The 25,194-nt window shown below is 60.8% G+C and carries 26 protein-coding genes and 4 pseudogenes; 17 read left to right on the top strand and 13 right to left on the bottom strand.

Going from position 1 to position 25,194, the window contains the following annotated elements:
* From AC3A6B_RS10800 to AC3A6B_RS10790, 3 genes and pseudogenes are all read left to right on the top strand, one after another.
* Nucleotides 1-177, top strand: a pseudogene (locus AC3A6B_RS10800) (L-idonate 5-dehydrogenase); the annotation flags it as partial.
* 36 nt (nucleotides 178-213) lie between these two features.
* Nucleotides 214-810, top strand: coding sequence for a TRAP transporter small permease (locus tag AC3A6B_RS10795; RefSeq protein WP_487836701.1), 597 nt, complete (start codon nucleotides 214-216; stop codon nucleotides 808-810).
* Nucleotides 807-2,087, top strand: a complete 1,281-nt coding sequence (locus tag AC3A6B_RS10790) for a TRAP transporter large permease subunit (RefSeq protein ID WP_487836700.1) — start codon at nucleotides 807-809, stop codon at nucleotides 2,085-2,087. The genes AC3A6B_RS10795 and AC3A6B_RS10790 overlap by 4 nt, the downstream gene beginning before the upstream one ends.
* A 58-nt stretch (nucleotides 2,088-2,145) precedes the next feature.
* On the opposite strand, the gene AC3A6B_RS10785 is transcribed toward AC3A6B_RS10790, so the two are convergent.
* The 5 genes and pseudogenes from AC3A6B_RS10785 to AC3A6B_RS10765 form a co-directional block, all read right to left on the bottom strand.
* The gene (locus AC3A6B_RS10785; protein WP_487836699.1) at nucleotides 2,146-2,781 is read right to left on the bottom strand and encodes a zinc-binding dehydrogenase; all 636 of its coding nucleotides are present in this window, start codon (nucleotides 2,779-2,781) and stop codon (nucleotides 2,146-2,148) included.
* Nucleotides 2,782-3,550: 769 nt separating this feature from the next.
* A pseudogene (locus AC3A6B_RS10780) lies at nucleotides 3,551-3,894 on the bottom strand (alpha/beta fold hydrolase); the annotation flags it as partial.
* Nucleotides 3,895-3,901: 7 nt separating this feature from the next.
* Nucleotides 3,902-4,168 (bottom strand): BrnA antitoxin family protein, encoded by a 267-nt coding sequence (locus AC3A6B_RS10775; protein ID WP_487836698.1) that lies wholly within the window; start codon nucleotides 4,166-4,168, stop codon nucleotides 3,902-3,904.
* Nucleotides 4,152-4,451 carry a BrnT family toxin gene (locus AC3A6B_RS10770; RefSeq protein WP_487836697.1) on the bottom strand — a complete coding sequence of 100 codons (300 nt, stop codon included), beginning with the start codon at nucleotides 4,449-4,451 and terminating at the stop codon, nucleotides 4,152-4,154. The genes AC3A6B_RS10775 and AC3A6B_RS10770 overlap by 17 nt, the downstream gene beginning before the upstream one ends.
* 95 nt (nucleotides 4,452-4,546) lie before the next feature.
* Nucleotides 4,547-4,836, bottom strand: a pseudogene (locus tag AC3A6B_RS10765) (tyrosine-type recombinase/integrase); the annotation flags it as partial.
* A gap of 232 nt (nucleotides 4,837-5,068) precedes the next feature.
* Here AC3A6B_RS10765 and AC3A6B_RS10760 point away from each other — a divergent pair.
* The 4 genes from AC3A6B_RS10760 to AC3A6B_RS10745 all read left to right on the top strand — a co-directional run bounded on the left by AC3A6B_RS10760 (nucleotide 5,069) and on the right by AC3A6B_RS10745 (nucleotide 6,341).
* Nucleotides 5,069-5,323, top strand: a complete 255-nt coding sequence (locus AC3A6B_RS10760; RefSeq protein WP_487836696.1) for a DUF6364 family protein — start codon at nucleotides 5,069-5,071, stop codon at nucleotides 5,321-5,323.
* 92 nt (nucleotides 5,324-5,415) lie between these two features.
* Nucleotides 5,416-5,667 (top strand): type II toxin-antitoxin system ParD family antitoxin, encoded by a 252-nt coding sequence (locus tag AC3A6B_RS10755; RefSeq protein WP_487836695.1) that lies wholly within the window; start codon nucleotides 5,416-5,418, stop codon nucleotides 5,665-5,667.
* Nucleotides 5,664-5,990: a type II toxin-antitoxin system RelE/ParE family toxin gene (locus AC3A6B_RS10750; protein ID WP_487836694.1), complete on the top strand. Its 327-nt coding sequence runs from the start codon at nucleotides 5,664-5,666 to the stop codon at nucleotides 5,988-5,990. The genes AC3A6B_RS10755 and AC3A6B_RS10750 overlap by 4 nt, the downstream gene beginning before the upstream one ends.
* A gap of 171 nt (nucleotides 5,991-6,161) precedes the next feature.
* Entirely contained in the window at nucleotides 6,162-6,341 is a 180-nt protein-coding gene (locus tag AC3A6B_RS10745; protein ID WP_487836693.1) for a hypothetical protein, read from the top strand.
* Nucleotides 6,342-6,528: 187 nt separating this feature from the next.
* Here AC3A6B_RS10745 and AC3A6B_RS10740 read toward each other — a convergent pair whose 3' ends face one another.
* From AC3A6B_RS10740 to AC3A6B_RS10725, 4 genes are all read right to left on the bottom strand, one after another.
* Nucleotides 6,529-7,188 carry a nucleotidyl transferase AbiEii/AbiGii toxin family protein gene (locus AC3A6B_RS10740; protein ID WP_487836692.1) on the bottom strand — a complete coding sequence of 220 codons (660 nt, stop codon included), beginning with the start codon at nucleotides 7,186-7,188 and terminating at the stop codon, nucleotides 6,529-6,531.
* Nucleotides 7,188-7,679 (bottom strand): helix-turn-helix domain-containing protein, encoded by a 492-nt coding sequence (locus AC3A6B_RS10735; RefSeq protein ID WP_487836691.1) that lies wholly within the window; start codon nucleotides 7,677-7,679, stop codon nucleotides 7,188-7,190. The genes AC3A6B_RS10740 and AC3A6B_RS10735 overlap by 1 nt, the downstream gene beginning before the upstream one ends.
* A 170-nt stretch (nucleotides 7,680-7,849) precedes the next feature.
* Nucleotides 7,850-8,254 (bottom strand): type II toxin-antitoxin system tRNA(fMet)-specific endonuclease VapC, encoded by a 405-nt coding sequence (vapC, locus tag AC3A6B_RS10730; protein WP_487836690.1) that lies wholly within the window; start codon nucleotides 8,252-8,254, stop codon nucleotides 7,850-7,852.
* On the bottom strand, nucleotides 8,255-8,485 hold the full coding sequence (locus AC3A6B_RS10725; RefSeq protein WP_487836689.1) for an antitoxin: 231 nt from the start codon (nucleotides 8,483-8,485) through the stop codon (nucleotides 8,255-8,257).
* A gap of 185 nt (nucleotides 8,486-8,670) precedes the next feature.
* Between AC3A6B_RS10725 and AC3A6B_RS10720 the strand changes: the two genes are divergently transcribed.
* The 3 genes from AC3A6B_RS10720 to AC3A6B_RS10710 all read left to right on the top strand — a co-directional run bounded on the left by AC3A6B_RS10720 (nucleotide 8,671) and on the right by AC3A6B_RS10710 (nucleotide 11,824).
* Nucleotides 8,671-9,720: a DNA-binding protein gene (locus tag AC3A6B_RS10720; RefSeq protein ID WP_487836688.1), complete on the top strand. Its 1,050-nt coding sequence runs from the start codon at nucleotides 8,671-8,673 to the stop codon at nucleotides 9,718-9,720.
* A 474-nt stretch (nucleotides 9,721-10,194) separates the two neighbouring features.
* Nucleotides 10,195-11,028 (top strand): site-specific integrase, encoded by an 834-nt coding sequence (locus AC3A6B_RS10715; protein WP_487836687.1) that lies wholly within the window; start codon nucleotides 10,195-10,197, stop codon nucleotides 11,026-11,028.
* Between the two features lie 61 nt (nucleotides 11,029-11,089).
* Nucleotides 11,090-11,824 (top strand): hypothetical protein, encoded by a 735-nt coding sequence (locus AC3A6B_RS10710; protein ID WP_487836686.1) that lies wholly within the window; start codon nucleotides 11,090-11,092, stop codon nucleotides 11,822-11,824.
* Nucleotides 11,825-11,838: 14 nt separating this feature from the next.
* On the opposite strand, the gene AC3A6B_RS10705 is transcribed toward AC3A6B_RS10710, so the two are convergent.
* Both AC3A6B_RS10705 and AC3A6B_RS10700 read right to left on the bottom strand, forming a co-directional pair.
* Nucleotides 11,839-12,198, bottom strand: coding sequence for a hypothetical protein (locus AC3A6B_RS10705; RefSeq protein WP_487836685.1), 360 nt, complete (start codon nucleotides 12,196-12,198; stop codon nucleotides 11,839-11,841).
* 394 nt (nucleotides 12,199-12,592) lie between these two features.
* Nucleotides 12,593-13,303 (bottom strand): hypothetical protein, encoded by a 711-nt coding sequence (locus AC3A6B_RS10700; protein WP_487836684.1) that lies wholly within the window; start codon nucleotides 13,301-13,303, stop codon nucleotides 12,593-12,595.
* Between the two features lie 704 nt (nucleotides 13,304-14,007).
* Here AC3A6B_RS10700 and AC3A6B_RS10695 point away from each other — a divergent pair.
* The 4 genes from AC3A6B_RS10695 (at nucleotide 14,008) to AC3A6B_RS10680 (ending at nucleotide 18,097) form a co-directional block, all read left to right on the top strand.
* Nucleotides 14,008-14,214 (top strand): hypothetical protein, encoded by a 207-nt coding sequence (locus tag AC3A6B_RS10695; protein WP_487836683.1) that lies wholly within the window; start codon nucleotides 14,008-14,010, stop codon nucleotides 14,212-14,214.
* A gap of 731 nt (nucleotides 14,215-14,945) precedes the next feature.
* Entirely contained in the window at nucleotides 14,946-16,688 is a 1,743-nt protein-coding gene (locus AC3A6B_RS10690; protein WP_487836682.1) for a hypothetical protein, read from the top strand.
* 738 nt (nucleotides 16,689-17,426) lie between these two features.
* Nucleotides 17,427-17,687 (top strand): type II toxin-antitoxin system Phd/YefM family antitoxin, encoded by a 261-nt coding sequence (locus AC3A6B_RS10685; protein WP_487836681.1) that lies wholly within the window; start codon nucleotides 17,427-17,429, stop codon nucleotides 17,685-17,687.
* Nucleotides 17,687-18,097: a PIN domain-containing protein gene (locus AC3A6B_RS10680; protein WP_487836680.1), complete on the top strand. Its 411-nt coding sequence runs from the start codon at nucleotides 17,687-17,689 to the stop codon at nucleotides 18,095-18,097. Before AC3A6B_RS10685 ends, AC3A6B_RS10680 begins: the two co-directional genes overlap by 1 nt.
* A 479-nt stretch (nucleotides 18,098-18,576) precedes the next feature.
* On the opposite strand, the gene AC3A6B_RS10675 is transcribed toward AC3A6B_RS10680, so the two are convergent.
* On the bottom strand, nucleotides 18,577-19,857 hold the full coding sequence (locus AC3A6B_RS10675; protein WP_487836679.1) for a DNA-binding protein: 1,281 nt from the start codon (nucleotides 19,855-19,857) through the stop codon (nucleotides 18,577-18,579).
* Nucleotides 19,858-19,882: 25 nt separating this feature from the next.
* Here AC3A6B_RS10675 and AC3A6B_RS10670 point away from each other — a divergent pair, with 25 nt between their 5' ends.
* Both AC3A6B_RS10670 and AC3A6B_RS10665 read left to right on the top strand, forming a co-directional pair.
* A complete protein-coding gene (locus AC3A6B_RS10670; RefSeq protein WP_487836709.1) occupies nucleotides 19,883-22,762 on the top strand; it encodes a Tn3 family transposase in 2,880 nt (959 codons plus the stop codon).
* 447 nt (nucleotides 22,763-23,209) lie between these two features.
* Nucleotides 23,210-23,470, top strand: a pseudogene (locus tag AC3A6B_RS10665) (Tn3 family transposase); the annotation flags it as partial.
* A gap of 9 nt (nucleotides 23,471-23,479) precedes the next feature.
* Here the strand turns inward: AC3A6B_RS10665 and AC3A6B_RS10660 are convergent.
* Nucleotides 23,480-23,842 (bottom strand): hypothetical protein, encoded by a 363-nt coding sequence (locus AC3A6B_RS10660; RefSeq protein ID WP_487836678.1) that lies wholly within the window; start codon nucleotides 23,840-23,842, stop codon nucleotides 23,480-23,482.
* 303 nt (nucleotides 23,843-24,145) lie between these two features.
* Between AC3A6B_RS10660 and AC3A6B_RS10655 the strand changes: the two genes are divergently transcribed.
* On the top strand, nucleotides 24,146-25,192 hold the full coding sequence (locus AC3A6B_RS10655) for a PIN domain-containing protein (protein WP_487836677.1): 1,047 nt from the start codon (nucleotides 24,146-24,148) through the stop codon (nucleotides 25,190-25,192).
* The last annotated feature ends 2 nt before the right edge of the window (nucleotides 25,193-25,194 follow it).

Below are 25,194 nucleotides of genomic sequence, written 5' to 3'. Positions count from 1 at the left end.
CGCGGGGCCTTCCGCTTCCACGAGGAGTTCGCGGTGGCGGTGGAGCTGCTCAACAAGGGGCTGGTCGACGTGAAGCCGCTGATCTCGGCGACCTTGTCCTACCGCGACTCGGCGCGCGCCTTTGCGCTGGCGGCCGATCGCTCGCAGGCGATGAAGGTGCTGCTCAATTTTGAGTGAAACCGGGCGCGCACGGCGCGCCATGAGGGGACGTCGATGAACCGACTGATCAATGGCTATTGCAAGCTGCTCGATGCGCTGGTCGCGCTGGCGCTCGCGATCATGGTGGTGCTGGTGTTCGGCAACGTGGTGCTGCGCTATGCGTTCAACACGGGCATCACCGTGTCGGAAGAGGTGTCGCGCTGGCTGTTCGTCTGGCTGGTGTTCCTGGGCGCCATCGTCGCGCTGAAGGAGCACGCGCACCTCGGCAGCGACATGCTCGTATCACGTCTGCCGGTGGCCGGGAAGAAAGTCTGCCTGGTCCTGGGCCAGCTGCTGATGCTGTACATCACCTGGCTGCTCTTCTCCGGCAGCCTGGCGCAGGTCAGGATCAACTGGGAGGTCGAGGCGCCGGTGACCGGCACCTCCGTCGGCATCTTCTATATGGCGGGCATCGTCTTCGCGGTGTCGGCAGGCGTGCTGCTGCTGCGCGAGCTGTGGCGCACCTTGAGCGGGCAATTGCGCGACGACGAGCTCGTGATGGTCAAGGAATCGGAAGAGGCCGCCGAGCTCGAAGAACTCCAGGCGCAGCTGGCGCGACAGAACGCGGAGTCGGCGCCTGCCGCCAGCGAGCAGGTCAGGAGCAGGCCATGACCGTCGCCATCTTCCTCGGCGCGCTGATCGGCACCATGGCGCTGGGCATCCCGATCGCCTTCGCCCTCCTGGCCACCGGCGTGGCGCTGATGTGGCACCTAGACCTGTTCGACGCCCAGATCCTGGCGCAGAACGTGGTCAACGGCGCTGACAGCTTCCCGCTGCTGGCCGTGCCTTTCTTCATGCTGGCCGGCGAGATCATGAACGTGGGCGGCCTGTCCAAGCGCATCATCGATGTCGCGCTGGCCCTCGTGGGCCACATCAGGGGCGGGCTGGGCTACGTGGCGATCCTCGCGGCCATCCTGCTGTCGGCCCTGTCGGGGTCGGCGGTGGCGGATGCGGCCGCGCTCACGGCGCTGCTGCTGCCGATGATGGTGGCGGCCGGCCACGACAAGGCGCGATGCGGTGGACTCATCGCGGCCTCGGGCGTCATCGGGCCGGTGATCCCGCCATCGATCGCCTTCGTGATCTTCGGCGTCGCGGCCAACGTGTCGATCTCCAAGCTGTTCCTGGCCGGCATCTTCCCAGGCATCCTGATCGGCGCCTCGCTCTGGCTGACCTGGATGTTCCTGGTGCGCAAGGAAAAGATCGTGCCGCCGCCGCGCAAATCGGCACGCGAGATCTGGACGGCGCTGCGCCAGGCGACCTGGGCCCTGATGCTGCCGGTGATCATCCTGGTGGGACTGCGCTTCGGCGTATTCACGCCGACCGAGGCGGCCGTGGTGGCGGCGGTCTACGCCTTCTTCGTCGCCACGGTGGTGTACCGCGAGCTCAAGCTCAGCCAGCTCTACGCCGTGTTCGTGAGTGCCGCCAAGACCACGGCCGTCATCATGTTCCTGGTGGCCGCCGCGCTGGTGTCGGCATGGCTGATCACGGTGGCGGATCTGCCGGGCAAGGTGATCGGCCTGCTCGAGCCCTTCATGGGCAACAAGACGATGCTGTTGATCGCGATCATGGTGCTGTGCATGATCGTCGGCACGGCGATGGACATGACGCCGACCATCCTGATCTTGACGCCGGTGCTGATGCCCGTAATCAAGCAAGCCGGCATCGACCCGGTGTACTTCGGCGTGCTCTTCATCATCAACAACTCGATCGGCCTGGTCACGCCGCCTGTCGGAACCGTGCTCAACGTCGTGGCCGGTGTCGGGCGCATGAAGATGGACGAGGTGACCCGGGGCGTGCTGCCCTTCATGGCGGCCGAGTTCGCGATCCTGTTCCTGATGGTGCTGTTCCCGCAGCTTGTCACCGTGCCGGCCAAGTGGTTCGGCGGATGAAGCGGCTGCACGTCGCGCCTTCCGGGCCTTGGGGAACGCAAGAAGCGATCGGCAAATCTCAGGCAATGGCCAAGACGACGTTGCCGATCACCTCGCCTTGTTCTAGCAAGTCATGGGCTTGCGCGGTTTGCTCCAGGGGCAGGCTTAGTGCGATGGTGTGCCGCAGTCGGTTTTGCTCGAGCAGTCGCCCAAGTTCGGACAGACACTCCTGCCGGTCGCGCGCGGGGATGTTGTAAATCATGAAGAACTGCAGGCCTATGCTCTTCTGCATGAGGGCGACGCTGGGCAGGAGCGCCTCCAACACCGAGGTGCCGTAGACGACGACGCGGGCGCCCGGCCGCAGGATCCGGGGATAGGCGATCGCGTTGTTGGTGAGATCGACCTCGAGCACTACGTCGACGCCCGCGCCTCCGGTGATTGCCTGCACGCACTCGCCAACATCGTTTTCGCGGTAGTTGATGACGTGGTCCGCGCCGCCATTTGCCGCATGCTCCGCCTTCCGAGCGGAGCTGACGGTGGTGATGACCTCGGCGCCGCGGAGCTTGGCCAGCTGGATTGCATAGTGGCCGACGGAACCAGCTCCGCCAGGAATCAGGACGCGCATTCCGTCCCCGCACTGTGCCAGCCGCACGGCCTGCATGGCGGTAGAGGCCGGGATGCCGAGGCATGCGCCCTCGGCAAAGCCCAGATGCACCGGGAGCGGCACTGCTTGCGTGGAGGGCAGCGCAACGTACTCCGCCGCCGTCCCGAAAGCCCGCTGCCACTGGGCATTCCAAGGCCGATCTCATCTCCGAAATGCGGGCGCTTGCGCGCTAGCGCAACAAAGTCGGCAGCTCCTCGTAGCAATCAATGCCCTGAGTTCGCGCTACTTCTCTGCAAGTACCTGCTCAATCTATACGTGATCAAACGGAGTTCACCCGAGTACCTATGGCTCGAGCCTCAAACGCGTCCAGCGGTACGAAGATAGGGTCGCGCGGTAGGCGGGGGGTGGAAACTAAGTGCACTCCTTTGGGTAGGAAGGCGCGTGCGGCGGTTTTTGCCGCGCTCGCAGCTCGAGGTGGCAACCGCTGCCGAGGGTGAGGCGGAGCTGCGCTTGGCATGGCGAAGTGAAGACATGGGTCAGTACTCGGGGTTTCTTCACGCCGGACTGATCGCGGGCCTTCTAGATACCGCATGCGGCTTTGCCGCGGTTAGCGTGGTTGGCCCTGTACTGGCATCGCATCTCTCGGTCAACTGCCTTGCTCCCCCTGTTGGGCGGCATTTCTCGGTTCGGGGGGCGCGTCGTGAAGGCAGGGCGCAGACAAGCATTCGCTACAGCAGAACTCTTCGCGCAGCTGAAGACGGTGAGGAGCAGCTTGTTGCATCAGGCAGCGCCATTCTGGTTCCGCTCGAAACGCCGGCTCGATGAGGGGCGACATGGCCGCTCGGAGGAGCGAATGAGGCTGATTTGTTGCGAGCTATCTTTAACGAGCAAGGAATTCGAGCGCCTTTGGCACAAAGTCGGCGTGGAACTGAAACACCGCGCCGTGTCCAGAATCGGGATAAATAATAAGTTCACTGTTCGGAAGGCGCTGCGCCAGGTCGTGCGTGTTCTGGCTCGGGACCATGCGATCGCTGTCGCCGTTCGCGACGAGGACAGGGAGATGGACCTTTGATAGGTCCGCGGGCTTCTTAGCGCCCCAGCAATCGTGATTTCCTGATCCCTGTTTTCGGAGCGTTCCTTCAATCGCTGCAGGAACTCCTTGCCCGCGCGGATGCCGGCGGGTGTCCTGGTGAAGAACAGGAACTGCTTCGGATCCTGGAGCGTAGGCTGCTCAGTGAGTGTGCAGTTTTTCTTGCAACCAGACCTTGATCAGCGACTGGTAAGGCACATCGCGGGCGTGCGCCGCGACCTTGATCGAGTCCAGCAGGTGCTGCGGCAAGCGCAGCGAGATCGTCTTGGTGGTGGGCTTCAAGTTGGGCAGTGTGACCTTCTGGGCTTTCGACCAGTCAAGGTAGTCCGTGGAGTCATGCTTTTCCCAGTACGCTCGCTCTTGCGCTTCGGTGGCGAACTTCGGGATGGCTTTAGTCGGCTTGTTCATAGATGGCGCGCTCCTTACGATGCATGTCCCGGGCTGAAATGACGCGGATTAATCGGCCCGATCGGCGCAGCGTGAACGTGATGTGCAGTGTGCGTGCGTCGTCGGTCTTGCCCAAGGCGTGGAGTCGGGGTTCCTGACGGCTGTGGGCGGAATCTTCCAAAAGCAGCAAGGGTGCGTTGAAGAAGACTTGCTCGGCTTCGGCCATGGAAACACCATGCTTTTCGTTCTTGCGGGCGTTGCCCTCATCCCAGTCGAACCCGGCAATGCCGCTCAGGTCAATCATGGATTGTATATTACCATCATGTACAAGTTTCTGGTGCGCGACGGCGTGTCAGCAGGGCTTACGGGGCGGGCAGGACTTAGACGCTGGGTTACCGCTCAATCCTCATCGAGCATCCGGCTGACTTTGCTGCCCAGCGCGCTCTCGGCGCGGAAGTAGCCCATCACGGTCGCGACGCTGTGATGCCCGGTCATGGCCATCGTCTCGGGCAGCGACATGTTCTGTCGGCTCGCCTCCGTCACGAACCCGGCCCTGAGCGAGTGCGCAGAAAACTTTCCCTCCACCCCCGCCAACGCGCATCGCTCCTTCACGATGTCGCGCACGGCCGCTGGCGCCAGTGGCTCCCCGAGATGCCCCCCTTGCGAATGCGGCGGAAGAGGGCGCCTTCCAAACCCGCGAGCGGCGGCAGCCCAAGTCGACTGCAGTATCGACCTTCGTCGCGAAGAACGGCTAGGTCGAATGGACGCATCGCTACGGCCGACGTGGGCAGCGCGGCGATGCCGGTAGACATATTTAACATAATCAATCTTGCAAGACTCAGCCAAACAGTGGATGGCGTGGTCCAACTCGAGCCCCTACGATACAGAAATCCGTACTCACTTCCTATCGTCTGACCGGCCATGAAGATCACGCTGAACCTCGACGACACATTGCTGGCCGAAGCCAAGACGTTGGCTGCGCAACAGCGCACGAGTCTGGCGCGATTGATTGAAGAGGGGCTACAACTGCGTCTGCACTCACGCCCGACGCAATGGAAACCCGTACGCCTTCCCGTCTATAGAGGCAAGGGCGGCCTGAACTCGGGACTTGACGGCTTGAGCAACAAGGCCATGTTGGACGCCGCCGACAGAGACGCGCGTTTGTGCTCCCGCTGAGGCTCGCCAATTCACACGGCTACTTGTCTGATAGATGCTCCCGCCTGGCTGATGGTTTGACAACTATTGATAGTGAGGCCAAGATCTGCCCCATGAGCACCAACACTATGAGCTTCGCGCTTCCTGAGGCCTTGCGCAGTTACGTTGATCAGCGGGTGCGCTCTGGTGCTTATGGGAACACGAGCGAATACCTTCGGGAATTGATTCGCAAGGATCAGGAGGATCAGGCCAAGAAGCAGCTGCGTGAACTGATCAAAGAGGGGCTCGAGTCGGGAAAGGGGCGCTTGGTCACTCGAAAGGTCGCTGCTGAGTTGAAAGAACGAGCGTTGGGAAGCTCGCGTTGAAGCGCGCGAAGCTAAGGCCGCTGGCGGAGCAAGATCTTGTCGAAATCGCTCAGTACTACGTACGGGAGGGCGATCGTGCACTTGGCGAGCGATTCTTCGACGCAGCCCTGGCTGCACTGGAGCCGATTCAGCGCATGCCGGCTATGGGACCGCCGCGGCTCGGGAAATTATGTGACATACCGCGGCTCCGCGCATGGCACGTCACGGGCTTTCCCGTGCAGTGGTTCTACTTTGAAGCGGATGATCATCTCGACGTCGTCCGTCTGCTGGGTGAGCGTCAAGACATTGCTGCCATTCTTCGCGGTGAGTTCGGCGAGCAGTGAGTCGGTGGGTATTTTGATTGCTAATTTAACATAAGGTATATTGTATATCTTTGCAATGTAGGAGCGATTTAGTAATGTCGCATTTGGCCGAAATAGAAATGTCGCATCGTTGCCCGGTCCAGCTCCTGGATTCGAGGCACAGCGATGGCAACTCCAGCGGCAACTATCACCATGTCGATGCGCGAAGCCGATCGCCTCAAGACCATCCAGGCCGTGGTGGATCGGATGACGCGCGTCGGTCAGGGCGCGCGCAGCGGCTGGGGCTCAGTCGATGGCTCGCTCGAGCGTCTGGTCCAGCGGTACAGGACGAAGGGGTTGCCAGCTTGGTTTTGCGCAAGCGAGGGCAACTGAATCGGCCGTTGCGTACTTCGAAGCCACGTGGGCCTGCCTTAAGCAGCACGGCAACCCTGCGGCGTTTACAGCGACAAGGCCAGCATCTTTCGGTCGACCCGCGATTCGATTGACGACGGCCGCGGCACCCACGCAGTTTGGTCGGGTGCTCTTTGAGCTTTTCGTGCCCCCGCCGGTGGGAAGAGTCTCAATCTTGGAGGCTCGTCAAAAATTCACGCGCCACCGAAACGCAGTGGCCAAATGTCGGACGGTATGAGAGCTTGGCCATTGCCTCGAAACCCGCAGTCAAACCGGGCCTAGGCTGCGCAAGTTGGTCAAGGAAAGTCTTCCTGTGGCGCAGAAGGAATGGGGCCGCTCTCCTCAACTGTTGCGGCTCTCGTTCGATCACCAGCGAGAGATCGAAAAGGTCACGCGCAGTGGCACGATCACCCCGGTGATACATCTTCTTTGCGATGATTTCGGCCGCCGTTTCAACCCTGATGTTGCGTCCTGCAATCTCCCAGGTTTCCCAGGCCTGGGCGAGAAGATTCGGTGCGGCGACGAAGTCGATCTCGCCCTCCTCGAACTGAAGCTTCACAAACGAGCCTGGCAGCTCCGTATAGTCGTTCGTTAGTTCAGCGGCCGTATCGCTTAGACGAGGAGTCACGAAACCGAGGTACTGCGGGTCGGGAACAAAAATGTCGATGTCCTTGCTGAGACGATGCTCGTATCGGAACATCAGGACCGTGCCACCGCCGAGTGTCCAGAACGGGTCGGTGAGCCCCCCATGCTTTTGAATGTCGTCGATGAGCGCCAACGCCCGCGGGAACAGTATCTCCCACGCACCTGAAGGAAGTCTCTTCGTCATCACACCGGCAGGCCTTGGCGGTACACCGCCAGCGACTTCGCGAGCTTCGCCACGTTGCGCCAGACCTGTCGAGGCAGGACGTGTTCACGAGAAGCTGCTTCTTCGACTGCCATCACGATGATCGGCAATGGCGCTTCATCCAACAGGTGAGTCAGGTGGGCCACGAAGGGTTCGGGAACATCGCCGCTCGCAAGTGCGTGGCCTAGGATTTCAGGCGCCAGCTCGCTGGAGTAGCTGACACTGGCCGTTTTGGCCGCCATCCAAAGGCCGCGTTTCTTCTCCCGCGCCGCTGTTGTTGGCTCGGATACGTCCAAGCCCAATACCGAAAGCACTTGGGCGACTCGCTGGAAGCCCAGGTCGCTCAGCGCGCCATTCTCCAGCCCGACCAGCGTCTGGCGCGACAAACCACTCAGTTGCGCAAGCTGCGCCTGCGTGAGCCCCAACGTCTCCCTGCGGGCTCGCACTGCCTGGCCTATTTGGGTGAGATTCATAAGCGCGAAGGTGTCGGATATTTTTGACATTTTAATAGATCTGCTGGTCGGGCGCACACCCCTGAATACCCCCAGCTCGCGGCCCCGACAGAGCGTAGCGCACCATGTCCAAAATATTGGACATTAGATAGATTGTATGTCCGAAATCTTCGGCTGATTTCGGAGGCGCATCAGACCCAGTTCTCGACCGCCAGATCCTCGACGCGGCTGAACTCACGCGCATTGTTGGTGACCAGCACCCAGCCTTCGGCACGGGCGTGAGCGGCGATCCAGAGATCGTTGTTGCCCATGGGCTGGCCTTTGCGCTCGAGGGTGCTGCGGATCTGGCCGTAGTGCTGGCCTACGGCCTCTGTGAGTGGTTCGACCTGAATGACGCTTTGCAGTTGCTGCAGCGCAGCCAGCGCCTTGGAACGAGCTTGGCTCTTTTCGGCGTCGTGCTGCAGTTCGGCCAACGTAATGACTGACATGGCGAGGACGTCGGCGCTCAGATGCTCAAAGCGCGCTCGAACGGTGGCCGGATTGTGCTTGGCGATGTAGATGCAGATGTTGGTGTCGAGAAGGTAGCGAACGGCCATTCAGAACGACTCCCGCTCTTGGGGAGCGCTATCGCCGCGGCCCTCAGCCATGAAGTCGGCAGGCATTCCGACGAGGGCGTCAAAGATGGCGGTTGCGCTCGCGGGCCGCTCACGCAGAACGATGTCGTTGCCTTGGCGAAAGATCTCCACCTGCTCGGATGTCAATCGAAACTCTTTCGGCAAGCGCACAGCCTGGCTGTTGCCGGACTGGAAAACTCGGGCGTAGGTCATCGAACTTCCTTTTGTATATACAAGGAGTATATACACGCGCCTGACTACGTCACGCCGCTCCCCCTGCCCTCCTCCACTGCGCGATAGGTCCCGAAAACTATCCCTTATCGAGACTAAATATAGCAGGGAAGAGGGCGGCCAAGCTGGCCAAAGTTCGCCGCCATTTAAAGTCGGAAAGGATCGATATGAACCAGATCGCCGAAGTTAGGAGTCGTGGCATCCAGGAAACCGACGTGTTCGAGGCCGCGGATGGGCTGCTGGCCGAAGGAAAGCGGCCCACTATCGAGCGGGTGCGGCTGAAGATCGGGCGCGGCTCACCCAATACCGTGAGCCCCATGCTCGAGCGATGGTTTGCAACGCTTGGAGAACGGCTGGTCGGATCCACGGCAGGTTCGACCCCTGGCCGTCCAGCCGGCAACGATCCGGACAGTATGCCGGCGGGCGTGCGCAATGCCGCGCGGCTTCTCTGGGAGACGGCGCGGCGCGAGGCCGAGGAAGTTCAGCGCGGCGAGCTGGAGTCGGTGCGCGCGGAGCTGCAGGCCCGCGAGGACGCGCTGGCCGAGGCCCAGGCAGCGCACGCGCAGCGCGAAGAGGCCTTCGCGCACGCGCGGGTGAGCCTGGATGCGGCGCTGGCCTCCTCACAGCACGCTCGTGAGACGCTGGAGCAACAACTCAAGGAGCACGCCCTCGAGGCACACAGGGTGCGCATCGGCCTGGACGAAGAAATCAAGCGGCTGACCGCCCTACTCTCTCAGGCCGGCGACACCCAGGAGCGGATGCGTCGGGAGCACGCCGGGGCGATGGCCGCGCGCGATCAGGACCTGCGCCGCGCCGAGGAGCGGCATGCGGGGCAGGAAAAGCGCATGCTCGAAGACGTCGACCGCGCGCGCCAGTCGGCCAAGCAAGCCGAGAGCGGGTTTGCGAGGGAGCAGCAACAGCGCATCCAGAGCGAGGAAGCCGCAGCCCAGACGCTGGAGGCCGGACGTCGGATGCTGCGCGAAACGCAGCAGGCCGCGCAGCAACTCGAACGCGAGCTTCGAGATCGCCTCGCCGATCAGGCCAGCCTGCTGGCGCAGGCCCAGGCGCAAGCCTCAGCGCTGCAGCAGCGCCTGGAAGATCTCGAGCGGCAGCTCGGTGAAGAAAAGCAATCGCACGAGGATACACGGGGGCTGCTCGCCGGCGCCTTGGCCGTGCGCAGTCCGGACAAGCCGCCACGAAAGACGGCGGTTCGATGAGGCAAGAGACCATCGCCCTCGCCAGATTGATGAGGGCTCGGTGACGTGCAGTGTAGAGCCGTATCGGCAAGGTGCACCGGGGGTCCTGCCCCTGTCAGCCTGGTCGACGACGTTGGCGGCCGAACTCGAGCACCGGGAGGGGCGTAATCCCAGGTCAGAAAAACCAGGGAACGCTCGGCGTTGGGGCCGTGGCCTGGGGCCGTGTTGCCGAGTGCATTGGTTGCGCTTACAATATCGACACCACTCCTCCTTTGAGGGCGTCGTTAAGTTGACGTCAGCTTAGGAAGAAAAAACCGCCCTAGGGCGGTTTTTTCATGCCCGGACGAATCGTGAGAGCTGCCGTGGAAAAGAAGAAAACCGCTGTCTACATCGACGGCTACAACTTGTACTACGGCCGCCTGAGGGGGACGGTCTTCAAGTGGCTGGATTTGCCGGCACTCTTCGACCACATCCTGGCCGTCCAGGATCGGCCTGGTGTCCCAGCTGCCGCCAGAGATCGATGCAGCGCTGGTCGAGGGAGGCTTCAAGGGCAAGCCCGGCGCGCCGGCGCTGAACACGCTGATGCACCGGATCTCGGTCCTGTCGATGGCCCACCACCTCGCCAAGCAGCCCAATCCCTGTACCGACTCCGCGGTGAAGGCGCTCCTGAGCAAGACCCGCAAGGCCTACGCCAAGCGCAACGCCACTCCCCACAAGCAGCGCGCGCTGACCAAGGAGCCGCTCGAGGCTGTGCTGGACACCTGTGACGACTCGCTCAAGGGCAAGCGTGATCGCGCCCTCCTCCTGTTCGCCTGGTCATCTGGCGGCCGCCGGCGATCAGAGGTCTCGGAGGCCGTGTTCGAGAACCTGCGCCGCATCGATGAAGGCGGCTACCTCTACACGCTGGCCAACTCCAAGACGAACCACACCGGCAAAGTGAAGCCCGAGGATGTGAAGCCGGTGGTGGGCATGGCCGCGGAAGCGATGGAAGCCTGGCTGAAGGCCAGCGGGATCACCTCAGGCCCCCTCTTCCGCCGGATCAACAAGGCCGGGAGCCTGGGCGAAGACGCCCTCACCGGCACTGCCATTCGGGACATCGTTAAGGCGCGCTGCTCGCTCGCCGGCGTGGGCGACGACTTCTCGGCCCACTCGCTGCGGTCGGGCTTCGTCACCGAGGCCGGGCGGCAGAACATGCCGCTGCAGGAAACCATGGCCATGACCGGCCACCGCAGCATGGACGTCGTGACAGGCTACTTCCGCGCCGGCGCAGCGCAGGTGAGCGCTGTGGCGCGGATGATGGATCCTGTACCCTCCAGGAAACAACACTAGTCATAGGACGAGTACGTTTTTCGGATGACCAATCTTCCTCTGTTGGCGAAAGGAACTCAAGGTGACAGGAACGACATACAAAGGGCTCGAAGTCGCAACGTCATTGCTGGTCTCGTATGAAGTGCTTGCAATACAACACCTTGAGCTCAGAAAAGTTTCGAGTGCTGACTCGTATTCCTCATACAAGACTAGTTTCGCATTGCTGGTACTCAATGCATCCATCGCTGAGGGTGCGCTTCGGAGTTGCATTACAAGTCAGCTCCGGAAGGAGATCCGCGGGAACATTGAACGCAGAAAACTTGAAGGCAGAACAGCCACAAGGGCGGAAAGTCTTCTGGAAAAATTCTCCTTGGATATGGAGTTCCAAGGGGGGTGGGAAAAACTCCGAGAAAACTTCGGTTTTTACGTCAGGAAAAGTCTGAAAGATGTCGTCGGCGGCGAGTTGATCGAGTCCCTGGAGGTTTTGGTTCTTCTGCGGAACGTACTCGCGCATGGGACGGCGATAATACAGCCGTCCGTTCCTATGGAAGATGACTTGGAAGACGCCTACGCGTACTCTTGGCAGAGAAAACTTCAGCGCGCGCGTGATTACCTAAAAAGGCATTTCGGGCACGAGGATATCTTCGACAATCTTGCCGACGAGCGTCTGCCCAAGCATTTCATGGATGCGACGAAAGCGGCATTTGCAAAGATCAGAGGTGAATTTCCAAATCTTGATGAAAATGCCAAACTAACGTTGAACAACTTGGCTCGATATAATTTTGGATACGCATATGACTCAATTCTCCTCGGATAGCTAGTTGAGAGTTGCTATTTCAACCAATTTGGCTGGGATGCGGCTTCCAGGTATCTAGAATCTACCAGCCGAAGCCATCCCGTGACTTCTGTGGGAGCAGGGATTCCCGCTCGCTCTTCTCTCGGAATATTGGCATCTTCGACGCCTAGCCCGGGGGGCATATAAGAATAAGGAAACTTCGGAATTTCCAAGCCTCTCGAACGGATCAAGTTGATTTTTTCTAGGACGGTCACTGCTGAGGGTGTAGGCAGGTTTCTGATTTTCCTCACCTGCTCGGCAAGACTGTCTAGAGTCTGTTGCCAACCTAGAAAATTGCCTGAGCAAAGCCCCGGTTCAATCCATTTCTCAATTTCTTTCTTAATCTCTTCATTCATCACTCCATTCCAGAAAGGTCGCTCAAGACTTATTCGGAGGAGCAGATCTAAAATATATTGCCGCGGCTCTATGCCCTGTAGGTCTTGAGAGCTAGTGATTCTTTTCGGGGACTCTGCCATTGACAATCTCCGCAATGATTTTCGTTTGAACTTGTGGGCAAGTGCGCGGCGTCTGGCGCGTAGTGCACCGCCAGGCGGTCGCGCCTCGGCCCGATGAGCGTCCGCGGGTGCGGCCGGTCGGATTCTCGGCGATCCATTCCCGGCCTGCACATCGGCGGCAAGTCGGCGCTCGCCAGGCACACGGTGTGCGCCATTTCGTCGAGCAGCAGCCCAGGCTTTGGCTGTACGGCCTGCGGTCTTGCGTCCCCTACCTTGCTCTCGGCCAGCTGCCCGCTTACGCCTCGTTCCTCGGCCAGATTTCTGCCCAATCAAGAGGGGCGGGGTACTTGGCTTGATAGACCTGAAGCACACCCGTTGGCTGCCGCGTTAGCCAGCCATCAAACTCCTCTGCATACGTTTCGCCCTCCCCCATTCGCCATCCCATTGACGTTCTGGGCAGGTTGGGATACCTGAGCCAAGGCGGGTATGGGTCGCCGTCTGTGTCGGTACCGCTGGCATAGGGCGACCACAGCGGGTGATCATGATGGGTCCGATCGGGTGCGTCCACCTGGTCGGGAGCGCTGTCGGCGCCTTCGGTTGCATCGATGCTGAGCGGCGTCGGATCGTTTACATACATTCGTACTGGACTGTTCAACAAGTTCGATACGTCCAGCGCTGCATCTGGCGTCGTCAGTAGCAACTCTAGGGGCTGCCTCTTGCTCCTGGTCTCCTTTGCTGCTATCAGGAAGCGCGGCTCTATGCGCAAGCTCTGCGCCACGTCCGACAGCCTGAAGAATTCGAAGCTAGGACTGCCTGTTCCGAGATCGGAGATGAGGGCGATGATCAGATCTTTGCCGATCGCCTTCGTCACAGTTTGATGAGCGAAGCGAATGTTGTGGTCGACCTTGTTGGAACTGGCCTTGATTTCGATGTGATACGTGCGGCCCTCGTGCGCTAGGACGGCATCAGCGAGGTCGGGGTTGCCTGTTCCGCGGCCCTTGTTCATGGTCGAGCGCAGGCTGCACCCAGGAAGGCGCTCCTGGAGGTAGACCTGGAGGTGTTCGAAGGCTTGGAGCTCTAGATCTTTCGGCAACATGTTGAATGGTGGGACTGAGCCCGAAAAGCGGAGGAGATTAGCGGAGCCGCCCTTTTGTAGCAACTTCCCTCGGGGGCTGTTCGAACGGAACACAGGCGGGGACGGGTGCGTTGCGACCCCAGAGTTTCGTGCGAAGGTTTCGTCGGCGAAAGGTGTCGAATCGCGGAGGTACCGGACGTCGAATCCGCCGGTATACGATTTTGCGAGTCGTCTTGGCTGGCCGGCCAGGGGACGTGCCCAACCCGCCGGTCGCGCAACTCTTCCTGACACCACGCTGTCAGTAGCCGCCGCCACCATGCGGCCATGCTCAAGATCTTCGTCCTGTTTCTTGGTCTCATCTTCAGTCAGGGGCGGCGATGCGGTGAGGTCGAGCTATCCAGGCTCCGCTGGCGGTCGGATTGCCGGCGTCGTGACCCAATACATTTGCTGCGCGCTCCTGGTCGCCTGGTTCGAACAGGCCGAATTCGTCGACTGCCTGAGAGCGGGCCTTTTCCTTGTTTTGACTGTGCGGTGGATCTATTTCATGAAGCGAATCAAATGAACGCGGCTGGGCAGACTTCCCCCGCGGCTCGCCAGAGCAAACTGGCTCGCTAGGGTGCCCGCTGGGCGCAGCGGTGATCGCCGCGGCGCTCGCCGCGTACGTGTCCGGCCCCGGCGGCTTCTCCGACCGGCTCATCGACTTCGAGTCTCGGTCCTCGCTCGTCCCGGACATCTACGCGGCTACCAGCTGGTCTAACGTCGAAGTGTTGCCGGGACTCGACAGCTGGGATATCGAACTGACGGACGGCGACATTCGAGACATTGAAGACGATCCAGGTTGATGGGCCTGTCGTCCCGCGGGGTGGCCCTGAGAACTAATTTCGCCTAACGCGCTCGCGTCGTCGTCTCGTCGCTCAGCGCCGCCCGCCAGTTTGCCGTCCGTGTGCACGTCGGCGCCAAGCGAGATTTGGTCGCCGTCTCAGTGAGCTCGGTTTGAGAGGGGGAAAGGAGGAGGGCAACGCCGCTCGAAAAAGCTCAGGTGCAAGGCAATGAGCCTGCTCGATCGCCTGCAAGCCGGAGGCGACTCGAGAGTGGCTCGCGCCAGCGAAGAACGACAAGATTTGAAAGCTTGACGCGACCGAGAGTCGTTCCCTGACCCGCTCGGCGGCCCGGTGCCGCGCGCACACGAGGCACGCGCGAAGCTAGCAGCCGCGCAGCTGCCAGCTCGACGTCCCCAAGACGATGAGGCATGTGGGGCCGGGAAGTGCCAAGATTTTGTCGGTGCTCGGGAAGTACCAACTTTGTGTCGCCCGGCTGGCGACATAAATCCGATGCGCCAAGCTGTAAGTGCTTGATTTCTCGAGGCCCCACGCCGGTGTCGAGTGCGGGAATGCTGTCGGCCGACTGGTCTGCCTAATCAAGGCTGTAGTTCTTTTGGAAGATGGCGGAAACCTTCCCCTTTGCCCACTATGGGAGGCTCCGACGCGCGCTGTGAGTCATTTGTCGTTCACGCAAATGGCTTGCGCCGTACTCCGCTCTCTCGCATTCGGCCCCGCCCAGCCAAGGAGGAACGATGAACGAAATAGAACTCCAATTTCCTTGTGCGGTCGTGTTGACAGCAGCAACGATGGCGCTCACGAAGGAGTCAGCGGAGGCGCAGGATAAAAGCAAGGATGCAGATGCGAGGGTCATTAACGCTCTGCTCAAAGCTCTGTCAACAGTAGCGCCCCAAATCGATCCTGCCGCCCTTAAAAATGCGGCAGAACAGCTTTCAGAAGCTCCCGCATTGCGCAGCATCACGCGCATTGGAAAAGAACAAATCTACTGGAAGGCAATCCAGTCAGAAATAGAGAAAATTCTAGAGTTGGCAGGATCTGACCCATTGCCCGCGGAGTTTGCGAAGCGAATCGACCTGGGCGTAAAAATTGAAGCGGAGCCGGAAGACAAGCAATTCAACGGATTTCACGTTGAATCGCTCCTTGATCAGGCAGAAGCCATGCTGATGCGAGCGGTCCAAACCCGGCTTATTTACGATGACCTCGCTGCAAAAGCGATGAGCTTATTTGTAGAAATTGCAGAATTCAACGCTGCCGATACCATTCGATTGGAAGAGGAAGCTGCTCATATCTACGAAGTCGAATGGAAGCAGAGCAACGCCCAACATAGCGCGGCCCTTCTTGAGGGCGCTCTCTTGAAAACAGTGGGCGAACAACTTCAAGCGGTGCTGGATTTTATCGCTGCTAATTCAAGCTCAATAATCAATACGGCAAGCGAAGCTGGTTGGGCAGGCGCCCTGCCAGTTCTGACGCAGATAGAGAGGAAGGATGAGGTGGAGTTTGAAATCAGGAAATGGACTTGGTCGGATGGGGTGTCTGCGAATTCCGCTGACCGGCTTGGCAACACCTCTGCAATTCAGGCGAGTTACTCCATGAACCTCGCTCGAATGGAAGCCCAGTTAAAAAAACTATTGAATGAGGTTGCCCTTCAGCTGTCTCAAACAAGAATAAGTGGGTTGGAAGCGAAAACAGCATGGGACAAAGCCAATATTGATTTCCAGCGGCGGCGCAGCATTGAAATTAGGCGTGTTCATGACGTTAAAGGTGGCGCAGCTTTTAGCCCAGACGGAGCATTGAATTTTGCGAAGCGTCTTCCTGCATTGATGAGGCTGTTCGAACGCGACTTCCGCGACGCCAAAGCAAGACTGGACGCCTGCCGCGATGCTTTGCGACATCTCTATGATTTCGATGTCCCCATCCCAACCAAGAGTCAGGAAGTTGGATATTTTGAAGATTGTTTGAATTGGACTCGGCAAGCAATCTCATGGGTCGTCAGAGCCTCCCAGCGAGATCAATCGCTTTTCATGCCTCTGTCGGTTCGTGCAATCATTGGAGAGGAGAAATGGAAGAAGGGAGTTGCGGAAAATATATTATTGTTCCCTGTAGATCAAAGTATATTTGGAGAGAAAGTGAAGTCCCTTCGTCTCAGAGGGATTTCTGTATTTGCAGAAACAGACGATGTGGGACCCCTGTGGGCCATGCACGTTCAAGCTCCGACGAATTCCACCTTCAGTCGTGTGTTTAGGGCGCCCATAGCGATTGATCAATCACAGACGCCCAGAGTTGTCGTTTCCCGAGCGACATCTCGCCGGTTTGTGCGCGATCCCGATATATATGGGGCTGCTACCTTGCATAACGTGAGCCCGCTGGGCGAATGGTGCATTAGCGACGTCAGGCAAGTTACTGGCGTGCCTCAGAACGCAGTACTCAACGATATTGTTTTGGATTTGAACTGTGTTTTCAAACAAGAGCTAAACTAACGAAAGCTCTAAGGCTATGGACGATCTTTCAGAATTCAATGGATCTGCAGGCCAAAATGGGACTGATCTGAGCAGCAAGCAGGACGCTGCGGAGCTCTCGGAAGGGGGCTACCGGTGCGAATCTCGATCCGCTGATTTTTTTGCAATCTCGCAAGCGTTGAATGAGAGAGAAAGGGATAAGAGCTCTTTGCAGTCTTCCTCTAGTGATTACTTTCGCGGAGAGGTATCTCAGTCTCTGTCGGCGACGAGGAGTACTGTTGGTAGTGCGGAGATGTCACCAAGCATCGGAGCCTTCGACAGATTGACTGCTTCTGCACGGGCGGGTTTCACTGACACTCGCTCTGACGGCCTGCCGCAAGGAGCCGGATGTGGTAGCGCACCTAATGACCGTTTTATTCCCGACGGCCTCATGCCGGGCGTGACTAGGGAATTCATACCAGCATGTGGCCTCCACGACGATTGCTATAGCAATTGCAATAATTCAAATTATGTAGGCAAACTTGCGTGTGATTTGCAAATTGGAGCTAATGTGTTTCTCGCCGCGTTGGCGGCTGGTTCTGGCGTTCGAGATGCTATGAGTTGGGGCATAGCGTATGCTGAAGGAACGGCCCTTTTTGGCTGGGGAGCTTGGAAGGACGCCCAAGCACACTGTAAATAGAGAGGTTCCTCGGGGGAGGAGTTGTATTGTACATGCAAATGTAGTATCATGTGGCAGCAATGCAACTCAGGGGATGTCTCGTGGAAGTCATCGAAGTTTCCAGTCGCGAGTTCAATCGCGACTCCAGTCGCCTGAAGAACCAGGCCGACAACGGCCCGGTGTTCATCACCTCTCGCGGGGTTCGCTCGCACGTTCTCCTGTCCCTTCGGGACTACGAAGCGCTCAAGGGCAGTCGTGCCAAGTCACTGCTCCAGGCTGTTGCCCAGCGCGGGCCGGCCGATGACATCGCCTTTGATCCACCGCGGGTCAGCATCGACTCGCGCGGCGTGGATCTCGGCTGATGTACCTGCTCGACACGAACGTCATTTCTGAGCTTCGGCGGCCGGAGAAAGCCTCTCCGGCCGTAGTCGCATGGGCAGGCTCCGTCGCCCAGGACGAAACCTTTCTCTCGGCAATCACGGTCTACGAGCTCGAGGTGGGGGTGCAGCAGAAGGAGCGCGCAGACACCGCGCAAGGCGCCACCCTCCGCGCCTGGCTCACCGGTCAGGTACTCGCCGAGTTTGCGGAGCGCATCATCGAGCTTGACGGCGGTGCCGCAACCATGGCGGCGACGCTGACTGTCGCCCACCAGATCTCTGCGGCCGACGCGTACATCGCTGCTTCCGCCATCACGCGTCAGCTCACGATTGTCACGCGCAACGTCAAGCACTTCGCGCCCACCAACCTGCCAATCATCAACCCTTGGAACTAGAAGTCGGTGTGATCTCCGGCGCTATGCGCCAGCATCGCACTGCAGAACGATATGGCTACTGCGAAACCCTGGAACACCACCCCCGCCGCGACGCCTGCAGCTGATCCTGCACCGAAGGCGGTGACCGTCGACTACCGCTGCGGCGACTGGGGGGCGAGGGGTGTGCGATCTACTCTCGCCCCCGGCCGGCTCGTCGCCGCCGGATCCGGTGCGCGCGCCCGGCGTGCGATCTACTCTCGCTTTGATAAAAAAGGGCTTGCCTGTGGCGCCCAGGAGAGTCACCAGCCGTCCGCGAGATACCATGGTTTTGCGCGAGAGGCCTTATAGGCGAGACACGTCGCGCGACACAGCAGCGATAGAGCCTAGGCGCTAAGTCGAACGGCCGTCTCAACACTGTGACGTTCTAGGGAATAACCCGGCGAGCGCCTTGGAAGGCTCCCGCACTGGCGGGTTCCAACACTGACGTCGGCACGACATAGTCACTCGGATGGCTTCGCGCCCGATGCCCGGGATGCTTTAGCCGTCGCACCTGATTTCTCGGCCGGTCGGGCCTCGCGCTGGAGCAGCGTTGCCGCCATCGTCGCCTGCTCTTCGCGCAAACGGGCGATCTCGCGCTCAGCCTGCTCTTCCTGGCGCCGCAGCCGTTCGCCCAGATCCGCTGCGCGCTGCTCTGCCGCGGCAGCGCGCTCGCGCAGGGTCGCGAGCTCGACTCGCATCTCCTGCTGCTCTTTCGACCAGGTGGCCGCCGCCTCGCGGTGCGCGGCCATTTCGGCCTGGAAGGCTTGCTCTGCTGCCGCCCGGGCGGCACGGGCTGCGTCCTGCTCCGCCGCTCGCGCCTTTTGCTCCTTGGCGAGATCTGCGGCGGCCTGGCGCGCGGCCGCCCGCTCACGGTCTACATCAGCCAGCATGCGCCGTTCGTGCGCCACGTGGCGCTGCTCGGCCTCCTTGGCGTCGCGCTGCGCCGCGCCCAGTTCCATCGCCGCCTTCTCGCGCAGGGCTTCCTTGCTGGCCACGGCCTCGTCGAAGGCCTTGCGCAGCCGGCGCACCTCGGCCTCGGAGTCACTGAGCAAGCGAGCGGACTCCTGCTGCTGCGTGTGCATCTGGGCCTCGATCGCTGCGACCGCCTGGCGCGAGGAGGCCAGGGCCTCATCGAGCGCGACGCGGGCTTGCTCGGACGAGGCTTCGCGCTGGGTGAGCTCCGCTGCCTTCTGAGCAAGTGCTTCGCGCTGCAGCTCGAGCTCGCGCCGGGCCGCTTCCGACTTCTGGACCTGCACCTGGTCGGCCTCGCGGCGCGCGGCATCCCAGAACAGCTTGGCGGCCTGAACGACGGCCAGGGGGAGCTGGTGCGCCTCGCCGTCGGCCAGGTTGGCGCCACGGCCATCGAGGCGCTTGCCGAGGGTGGCGAACCAGCGCTCGAGCATGGGGCTCACGGTATTGGGCGAGCCGCTGCCGATCTTCTGGCGCACGCGCTCGATGGTCGGGCGCAGACCCTCGTGCACGAGCGCGTCGGCGGCCTCCCAGACCTGCGACTCCTGAATCCCGCGGCCGCCGCGGGGCGGGAAGGTGCTGACGTGCGAACTGGTGCTTTCCGGGGTAATCGTATTTTTTCGACAAATTGACACGGTCTTGGTTGTTGCCGAGCGCGCCAACATGCGTGGATGGCGGACCCGGAACCCGGAGCCACAACGCGCGCCGAAGGAGTAGATTGGCGGCCCCATCTCTGTGGAGGATCCTGCCGTGTCGTTCGTCCAGCGTTTCATTGGCGCGGAGAGCCTTCCCTCCAGGATGTCGGATCTCGATGTCGAACAGTTCTTCAGCCTGAGCAAGGACGACATTTTCGCGGTCTGCGATCGGTTCCGCGACGACCGCCGAGTCGCTGCAGCCATCCAGTTACTCTTTCTGAGGGCGAGCGGCCGCCCGATGGACCGATTTGCCACGGTACCGAAAGTCCTGCTGCGTTCAGTATGCGAAGCATTGGGGTCGCCCAGCGTGAGCATCGCCAGCCTGCGATCACTCTATGAACGTCGCCAGACGTTGTACGAGCACCAGGCCTGGGCCCGCACATTTCTTGGCCTGAGCGACCTTGACGAAGTCCGGCGGCAGAAGATCGACCAGGTTCTCGCGGTCGCTGCCCTCGAGGCCGCCCACCCTGACGACCTAATACGAACCGCACGCATCTGGCTGTACGGCAGGCGAATCATCATTCCGGGCTCTCGCCGAATTGCCGACTGGGCCCGAAAGGCATTCGACGCCACGGAGGCAGCAATGGCCGCAACGATCGAGGCGGCAATTGGGAGGGCGGCGCTGCGCCAAGCCATCAACTGGGCCTATGCACCCTCCCCTGCGGCCTCAGGCAGTCATCTGGAGTGGCTGAAGACACCGCCCCAGCGCCAAGCCCCGAGCACGACCGAGCAGACCCTGGAGAAGATCCGCGCTCTCAAGGCCTTGGGCGTGCACAACTGGGCGTTGGATTCCATCGCTCTGAGCAAGCAGCAGGCGTATGCGGCGCACGTCCAGATGCGCCGGCCATCGATGACCGCTCGCATCGGACAGCGACGCCAGATCGTCGAGGTTGTCTGCTTTCTGCACACCACGTTGATGGAGTTGACTGACATCTCGCTGCTGCAAGCTTCGCGCCGCAGCCAGGAACTGTTCCGGCATGCTGCGGAGCGTGTCTTCAGGAGTCGCGCCCGAAACAACAGCGCCACGCTGGAGCAGGCCGTCAGAGCAAGGGCCGTGCTTCGTGACGAGACGAAGTCGTGGCGCGAACGTGTGCTCGAAGCTCGAAGCCTCCTCGACGGCATCGGCGACGCAGGGGCCACCTCATTCGCCTCGCAGGTTCGTCGAGCTCTTGCTGAGGACAGCCGCCGCGTTCACGCGCACCTGGCAGGACTTCAAGCCATCGACCTCGCCGGAAGACCAGGTGACCTGGCATACGAGCAATGGCAGGCGTGGATGAAGCTTCAGGCGACCGGCGGCCGGGAGGTACCGTTGGACTTCAAGCTTCCATCGGTAGGGCTTGCATGGAGCGCGACCGTCACCGATTTGGATCCTCGGTCCCGCTATCGCGCGTTCGAGGCCAGCACGATGATGGCCCTGCGCAAGAGCTTGCGGCGCGGCAGCGTATGGGTAAATCATTCGATCGGTCACCGCTCCAGCCAATCCATGCTCCTCGCCGACGCGGAATGGATAAGGTTCAAGGAACAGCACTATCAAATCCTTGCGCTGCCGACGCAGGCCAGCGAGTTCCTGGCGCCGATTCTGGCCACGATGTCGGTCGGGGTGTACGCGCTTGCCGAAGCGGTCGAGCGCGGGAAGGTGAACATCGACGCCAAGGGTCTGGTGCATTTGCAGGCGATCAATGCGCTGGACGAGGAGATCGAGCCTCGCAAGACCAGAGAGGCCGTCTTCAAGCACATTGGACATGTGCAATTGCCCGACCTGCTGATGGAGGTCGACGCGGCGACGCACTTCAGCGAGGCGCTGCTGGCCCGTCGCCCCGAGTCTGGCCACGAACTGATGGCAGTCTATGGTGCGCTGCTTGCCCATGGGAGCGACAACGACGCCACCGGGGTGGGATCGATGATTCCTGGACTGGATCCAGCGCATATTGCCGCGGCCATGCGCACCATCGAATTCAGTGGCCGCCTGCGGCGGGCCAACGAACGGGTCTCGGAATACCAGAACTCGCTGCCGATCGCCGCCTTGTGGGGAGACGGCACCAAAGGGTCGGCAGACATGATGGCCATGGATGCCAGCCGGCACTTGTGGACGGCCAGGGTGGATCCGAGGCGACGCACCTATGCCGCCGGCCTGTACACCCACGTCCGGGACCGCTGGGGGCTCTTCTACGACCAGCCAATCGTGCTGAACGAACGACAGGCGGGTGCCGCCGTCGAAGGCGTCGAGCAACACAATCGCAGCGAGGATCGCATTCGCGTCTCCCTCCTGGCCGTCGACACCCATGGCATGACCAGCGTGGCCCTGGCCCTTGCAAAGCTCCTGGGGTTTGACCTGTGTCCGAGACTGAAGGCCCTGAAAGAGCGCAAGCTGTTCGTTCCCAGGGGATGGTCGGTGCCGGAAAGCTTGGAGAGGGCCACCGTCCACCGAGTGTCCCTCAAGTCCATCGAGCGCGGCTGGGATGATCTTGTGCGACTGGTGGCCTCCATTCGCGCTGGCAAGGTGTCCGCGGTGCAAGCCATCCATCGCCTTGGATCGGCCGCCATCGGCGATCCATTGCACCGTGCGGCTGATCACCTGGGAGGGTTGCTGCGAACGCTGTTCCTGTGCGACTACATGACGATCACCGACTTTCGACGTGAACTCCTCGCGCTACTCAGCCGCGGCGAATCGGTGCATCAACTCCAACGTGCAATCCACGGCGGGCAGATAGCGCAGGACGGGGGACGGCGCAGACAAGAGATGGTGGCCATCTCCGGGGCACACGCCCTGCTCACGAACATCGTGCTTGCCTGGAACACCAGCCGCATGGACAGCGTCGTTTCCCGTCTCAGAGCCTCCGGCTTGCCGATGGAGGACGACTGGCTTCGCCGGATCGGACCCGCACACTTCTCGCACATCAACTTCCGCGGAACGTACCGGTTCAACCTCGAGAAGTACGGGCCGTTGCTGGTCGAGCGCCGCTCGGGCACGGCGGCGCTCTGAGCCATCACCTGGTCCGGCGCCGGCGCAGAACTGCCTTACCGCGCAAGCCATGGGCCTTCCGCGGACGCCGGGTCGGCGACCGTGTCAATCTGCACTCCGCCGCACTGCCCTGCCCCCACTGGCACTTTTGCAAGTGCTTGTCGTGATTGACGTTTCTGGGGGCGACCGTGTCAATCTGTCAAAAAAATACGATTACCCCAAGCTACGAGCGGGTGATGCGGTTATTTTTCCGAGCTTTGCTCCGCATCGGGTGACCAAAGTGCTTCGTGGCGAGCGAATCAGCTTATCCGCCTGGATGATCGGGCCTAGTCTCGTGTAGTTCAAATTGGGGTGATCTCGGTTTTCATGCATTTTGTGGCGCTTTGCTGCCAAGGCAACCTCGGCAGGCGGAGAATTCCGGCCCGGCGCTGCTGACCACATTGGCGCCGAACAAGAACCGCTAGGCGTCGTGACGAACTCAACGCAATCTCCGGATCGCACACCCTCCTCACCAACACCGTGATCGCCTGGAACACGGCGCGCATGCAGGCGGTGGTCGACCGTTGGCGAAAGGAAGGCATGGACGTCGAGGATGCCTGGCTGCGTCGACTTGGACCGGTGCATTTCGAGCACATCAATTTCCGCGGCACGTTCAGCTTCGAGGTGCAGCGGTACGCGAAGACCTTGATCATGCAAGGCCCCGCTGCTCGGCAAGCAGCGCGCGCGTAGCGCGCCGTCTCACGTGACAGCGACGTGCGTCGGAGCCACCAAGTCGGCATCGCCACAAAATGCACGAAAACCATCGTGTCGCCAAATGGGAGCATTGCGCAACTCATTGATTTGATTGAAATTAATCGAGTCACGCGCCACAAAATGCACCGAAACCGAGATCACCCCAGGAAGCGCCCGTGGGATTCGCCGAGCCACGAGGAAGGCTCGGAGATCGCGGGCGACTACGCGACCATGGGCCTGACGCTGCGCCGGCATCCGGTGGCGCGGGTCCGGCCGCAGCTGGACGTGCTTGGCGTGAGCACGGCCGAGAATCTGCGCGTCCATGCGCGCGATCGGCAAAAGGTGATGGCCAGCGGCATCGTCACGCACCGGCAACAGCCGAGCACAGCGAACAGGGTGATCTTTGCGACACTTGAGGATGAGACTGGTGTGGTGTTAATCATCGTCTGGCCAGCGTGGCGGAGGCTCAGCGCGCGGCGCTGCGACGATCCGGGCTGCTCACGGTGCAGGGCCGATGGCAGAGCGAGAAAGGCGTGCCGTCGCTCGTGGCCGAGCGGCTGACAGACCACACGGAGCTGCTCGCAGGCCTGCGCGTGTCGAGTCGGGATTTCAGATAGACGGCGCCGCCTGCAAAAATGTGTTGAGAACCGAAGCCAACGAGAAAAATCACCCATGTCCGCGCCGTCCGCAGCATTCCTCGACACCAGCGTGTTCGATGGTCAGCAGTACAACTTCGCATCGACTGCTCTCAAGACGTTCATCCCGGCCGCAAAGAAAGCGGGCCTAAAGCTCTTACTGCCCGACCCGACCGAGCGCGAGATTCGGCGGCACATCCACACGCGCGCCCGAGAAGCGCTAGAAGCACTGGACACTGCTCGCCGCCGCGCGCCATTTCTGCAGAAGTGGTCGAGTTTCCCGAAGGCAGCCCGCCCATCCGCCGATAACTGGGAAGTAACAGTAGTTGCGACGGACGAATGGAACGCGTTCCTCCGGGAATTCGACGTCGTCAAGCTTGGCTACGAGGCCATCGCTTTGAAAACAGTCATGGACTGGTATGACAGGATTGCGGCGCCCTTCGGTCAGGGGAAAAAGCGGAAAGAGTTCCCTGACGCGTTCGCGGTCGCAATTCTCCAGGCCTACGCAGAAAAGCATGGGTGCTTCATTGCGGTCGTTTCCGAGGATCCCGACTTCAAGCTAGCTTGCGACCGGTTTGCGAATCTTCTTCACTTCCAGACCGTTCCTCGCCTGACGGAGCTCTTGCTGGCGCGCGAGGACAACATACCAAAGCTCCACGCCGCAATCGACGCGAATTCATCTGAGCTGGTCTCGGCTATTCGCGATCAGGTCGCCGATCTCAGCTTCTATCATGAGGATGACCGATTCGAGGCCACTGAATCCAGCATCTCCGAACCGTCCGCTGATGAGGTCAATATCGTCGCGGTGGGCGACAGCAAATGCACCATCACGTTCGTCTCGTCATTCGAAGGCGAGCATCGGCTTAAATGGTATGAAGATCTCGGAGGACCAGGCCCCTATCACGATCGCGAATATGAGATATCGCATGGCTGGGTAACCGAGTCATCGACGGTGTCTGGTACAGCGAAGCTGGCGTTCGACCGCAAGACGGGTGAGTTCACTGAGGTCAAGTACGTGGCGCTGGACGAAGACGAAGTCGGAATCTCCAGGCGCCCACCGAATGCGGCCCCCCTCTATCGGTAGCT

The organism is Variovorax sp. Soil_C_33 (assembly GCF_057656935.1).
This window is presented reverse-complemented; position numbering and strand designations above follow the sequence as displayed.

Coding starts and splice junctions, on each gene's coding strand:
- AC3A6B_RS10675 (WP_487836679.1), bottom strand. CDS start 19,857: ATGAAACGCTGGACGAACGACACGGCAGGATCCTCCACAGAGATGGGG.
- AC3A6B_RS10760 (WP_487836696.1), top strand. CDS start 5,069: ATGAAGATCACGCTGAACCTCGACGACACATTGCTGGCCGAAGCCAAG.
- AC3A6B_RS10690 (WP_487836682.1), top strand. CDS start 14,946: ATGAACGAAATAGAACTCCAATTTCCTTGTGCGGTCGTGTTGACAGCA.
- AC3A6B_RS10700 (WP_487836684.1), bottom strand. CDS start 13,303: ATGAACAAGGGCCGCGGAACAGGCAACCCCGACCTCGCTGATGCCGTC.
- AC3A6B_RS10655 (WP_487836677.1), top strand. CDS start 24,146: ATGTCCGCGCCGTCCGCAGCATTCCTCGACACCAGCGTGTTCGATGGT.
- AC3A6B_RS10790 (WP_487836700.1), top strand. CDS start 807: ATGACCGTCGCCATCTTCCTCGGCGCGCTGATCGGCACCATGGCGCTG.
- AC3A6B_RS10775 (WP_487836698.1), bottom strand. CDS start 4,168: ATGAACAAGCCGACTAAAGCCATCCCGAAGTTCGCCACCGAAGCGCAA.
- AC3A6B_RS10735 (WP_487836691.1), bottom strand. CDS start 7,679: ATGAATCTCACCCAAATAGGCCAGGCAGTGCGAGCCCGCAGGGAGACG.
- AC3A6B_RS10670 (WP_487836709.1), top strand. CDS start 19,883: ATGTCGGATCTCGATGTCGAACAGTTCTTCAGCCTGAGCAAGGACGAC.
- AC3A6B_RS10770 (WP_487836697.1), bottom strand. CDS start 4,451: ATGATTGACCTGAGCGGCATTGCCGGGTTCGACTGGGATGAGGGCAAC.
- vapC (WP_487836690.1), bottom strand. CDS start 8,254: ATGGCCGTTCGCTACCTTCTCGACACCAACATCTGCATCTACATCGCC.
- AC3A6B_RS10740 (WP_487836692.1), bottom strand. CDS start 7,188: ATGACGAAGAGACTTCCTTCAGGTGCGTGGGAGATACTGTTCCCGCGG.
- AC3A6B_RS10705 (WP_487836685.1), bottom strand. CDS start 12,198: ATGAATGAAGAGATTAAGAAAGAAATTGAGAAATGGATTGAACCGGGG.
- AC3A6B_RS10795 (WP_487836701.1), top strand. CDS start 214: ATGAACCGACTGATCAATGGCTATTGCAAGCTGCTCGATGCGCTGGTC.
- AC3A6B_RS10745 (WP_487836693.1), top strand. CDS start 6,162: ATGTCGATGCGCGAAGCCGATCGCCTCAAGACCATCCAGGCCGTGGTG.
- AC3A6B_RS10720 (WP_487836688.1), top strand. CDS start 8,671: ATGAACCAGATCGCCGAAGTTAGGAGTCGTGGCATCCAGGAAACCGAC.
- AC3A6B_RS10680 (WP_487836680.1), top strand. CDS start 17,687: ATGTACCTGCTCGACACGAACGTCATTTCTGAGCTTCGGCGGCCGGAG.
- AC3A6B_RS10755 (WP_487836695.1), top strand. CDS start 5,416: ATGAGCACCAACACTATGAGCTTCGCGCTTCCTGAGGCCTTGCGCAGT.
- AC3A6B_RS10725 (WP_487836689.1), bottom strand. CDS start 8,485: ATGACCTACGCCCGAGTTTTCCAGTCCGGCAACAGCCAGGCTGTGCGC.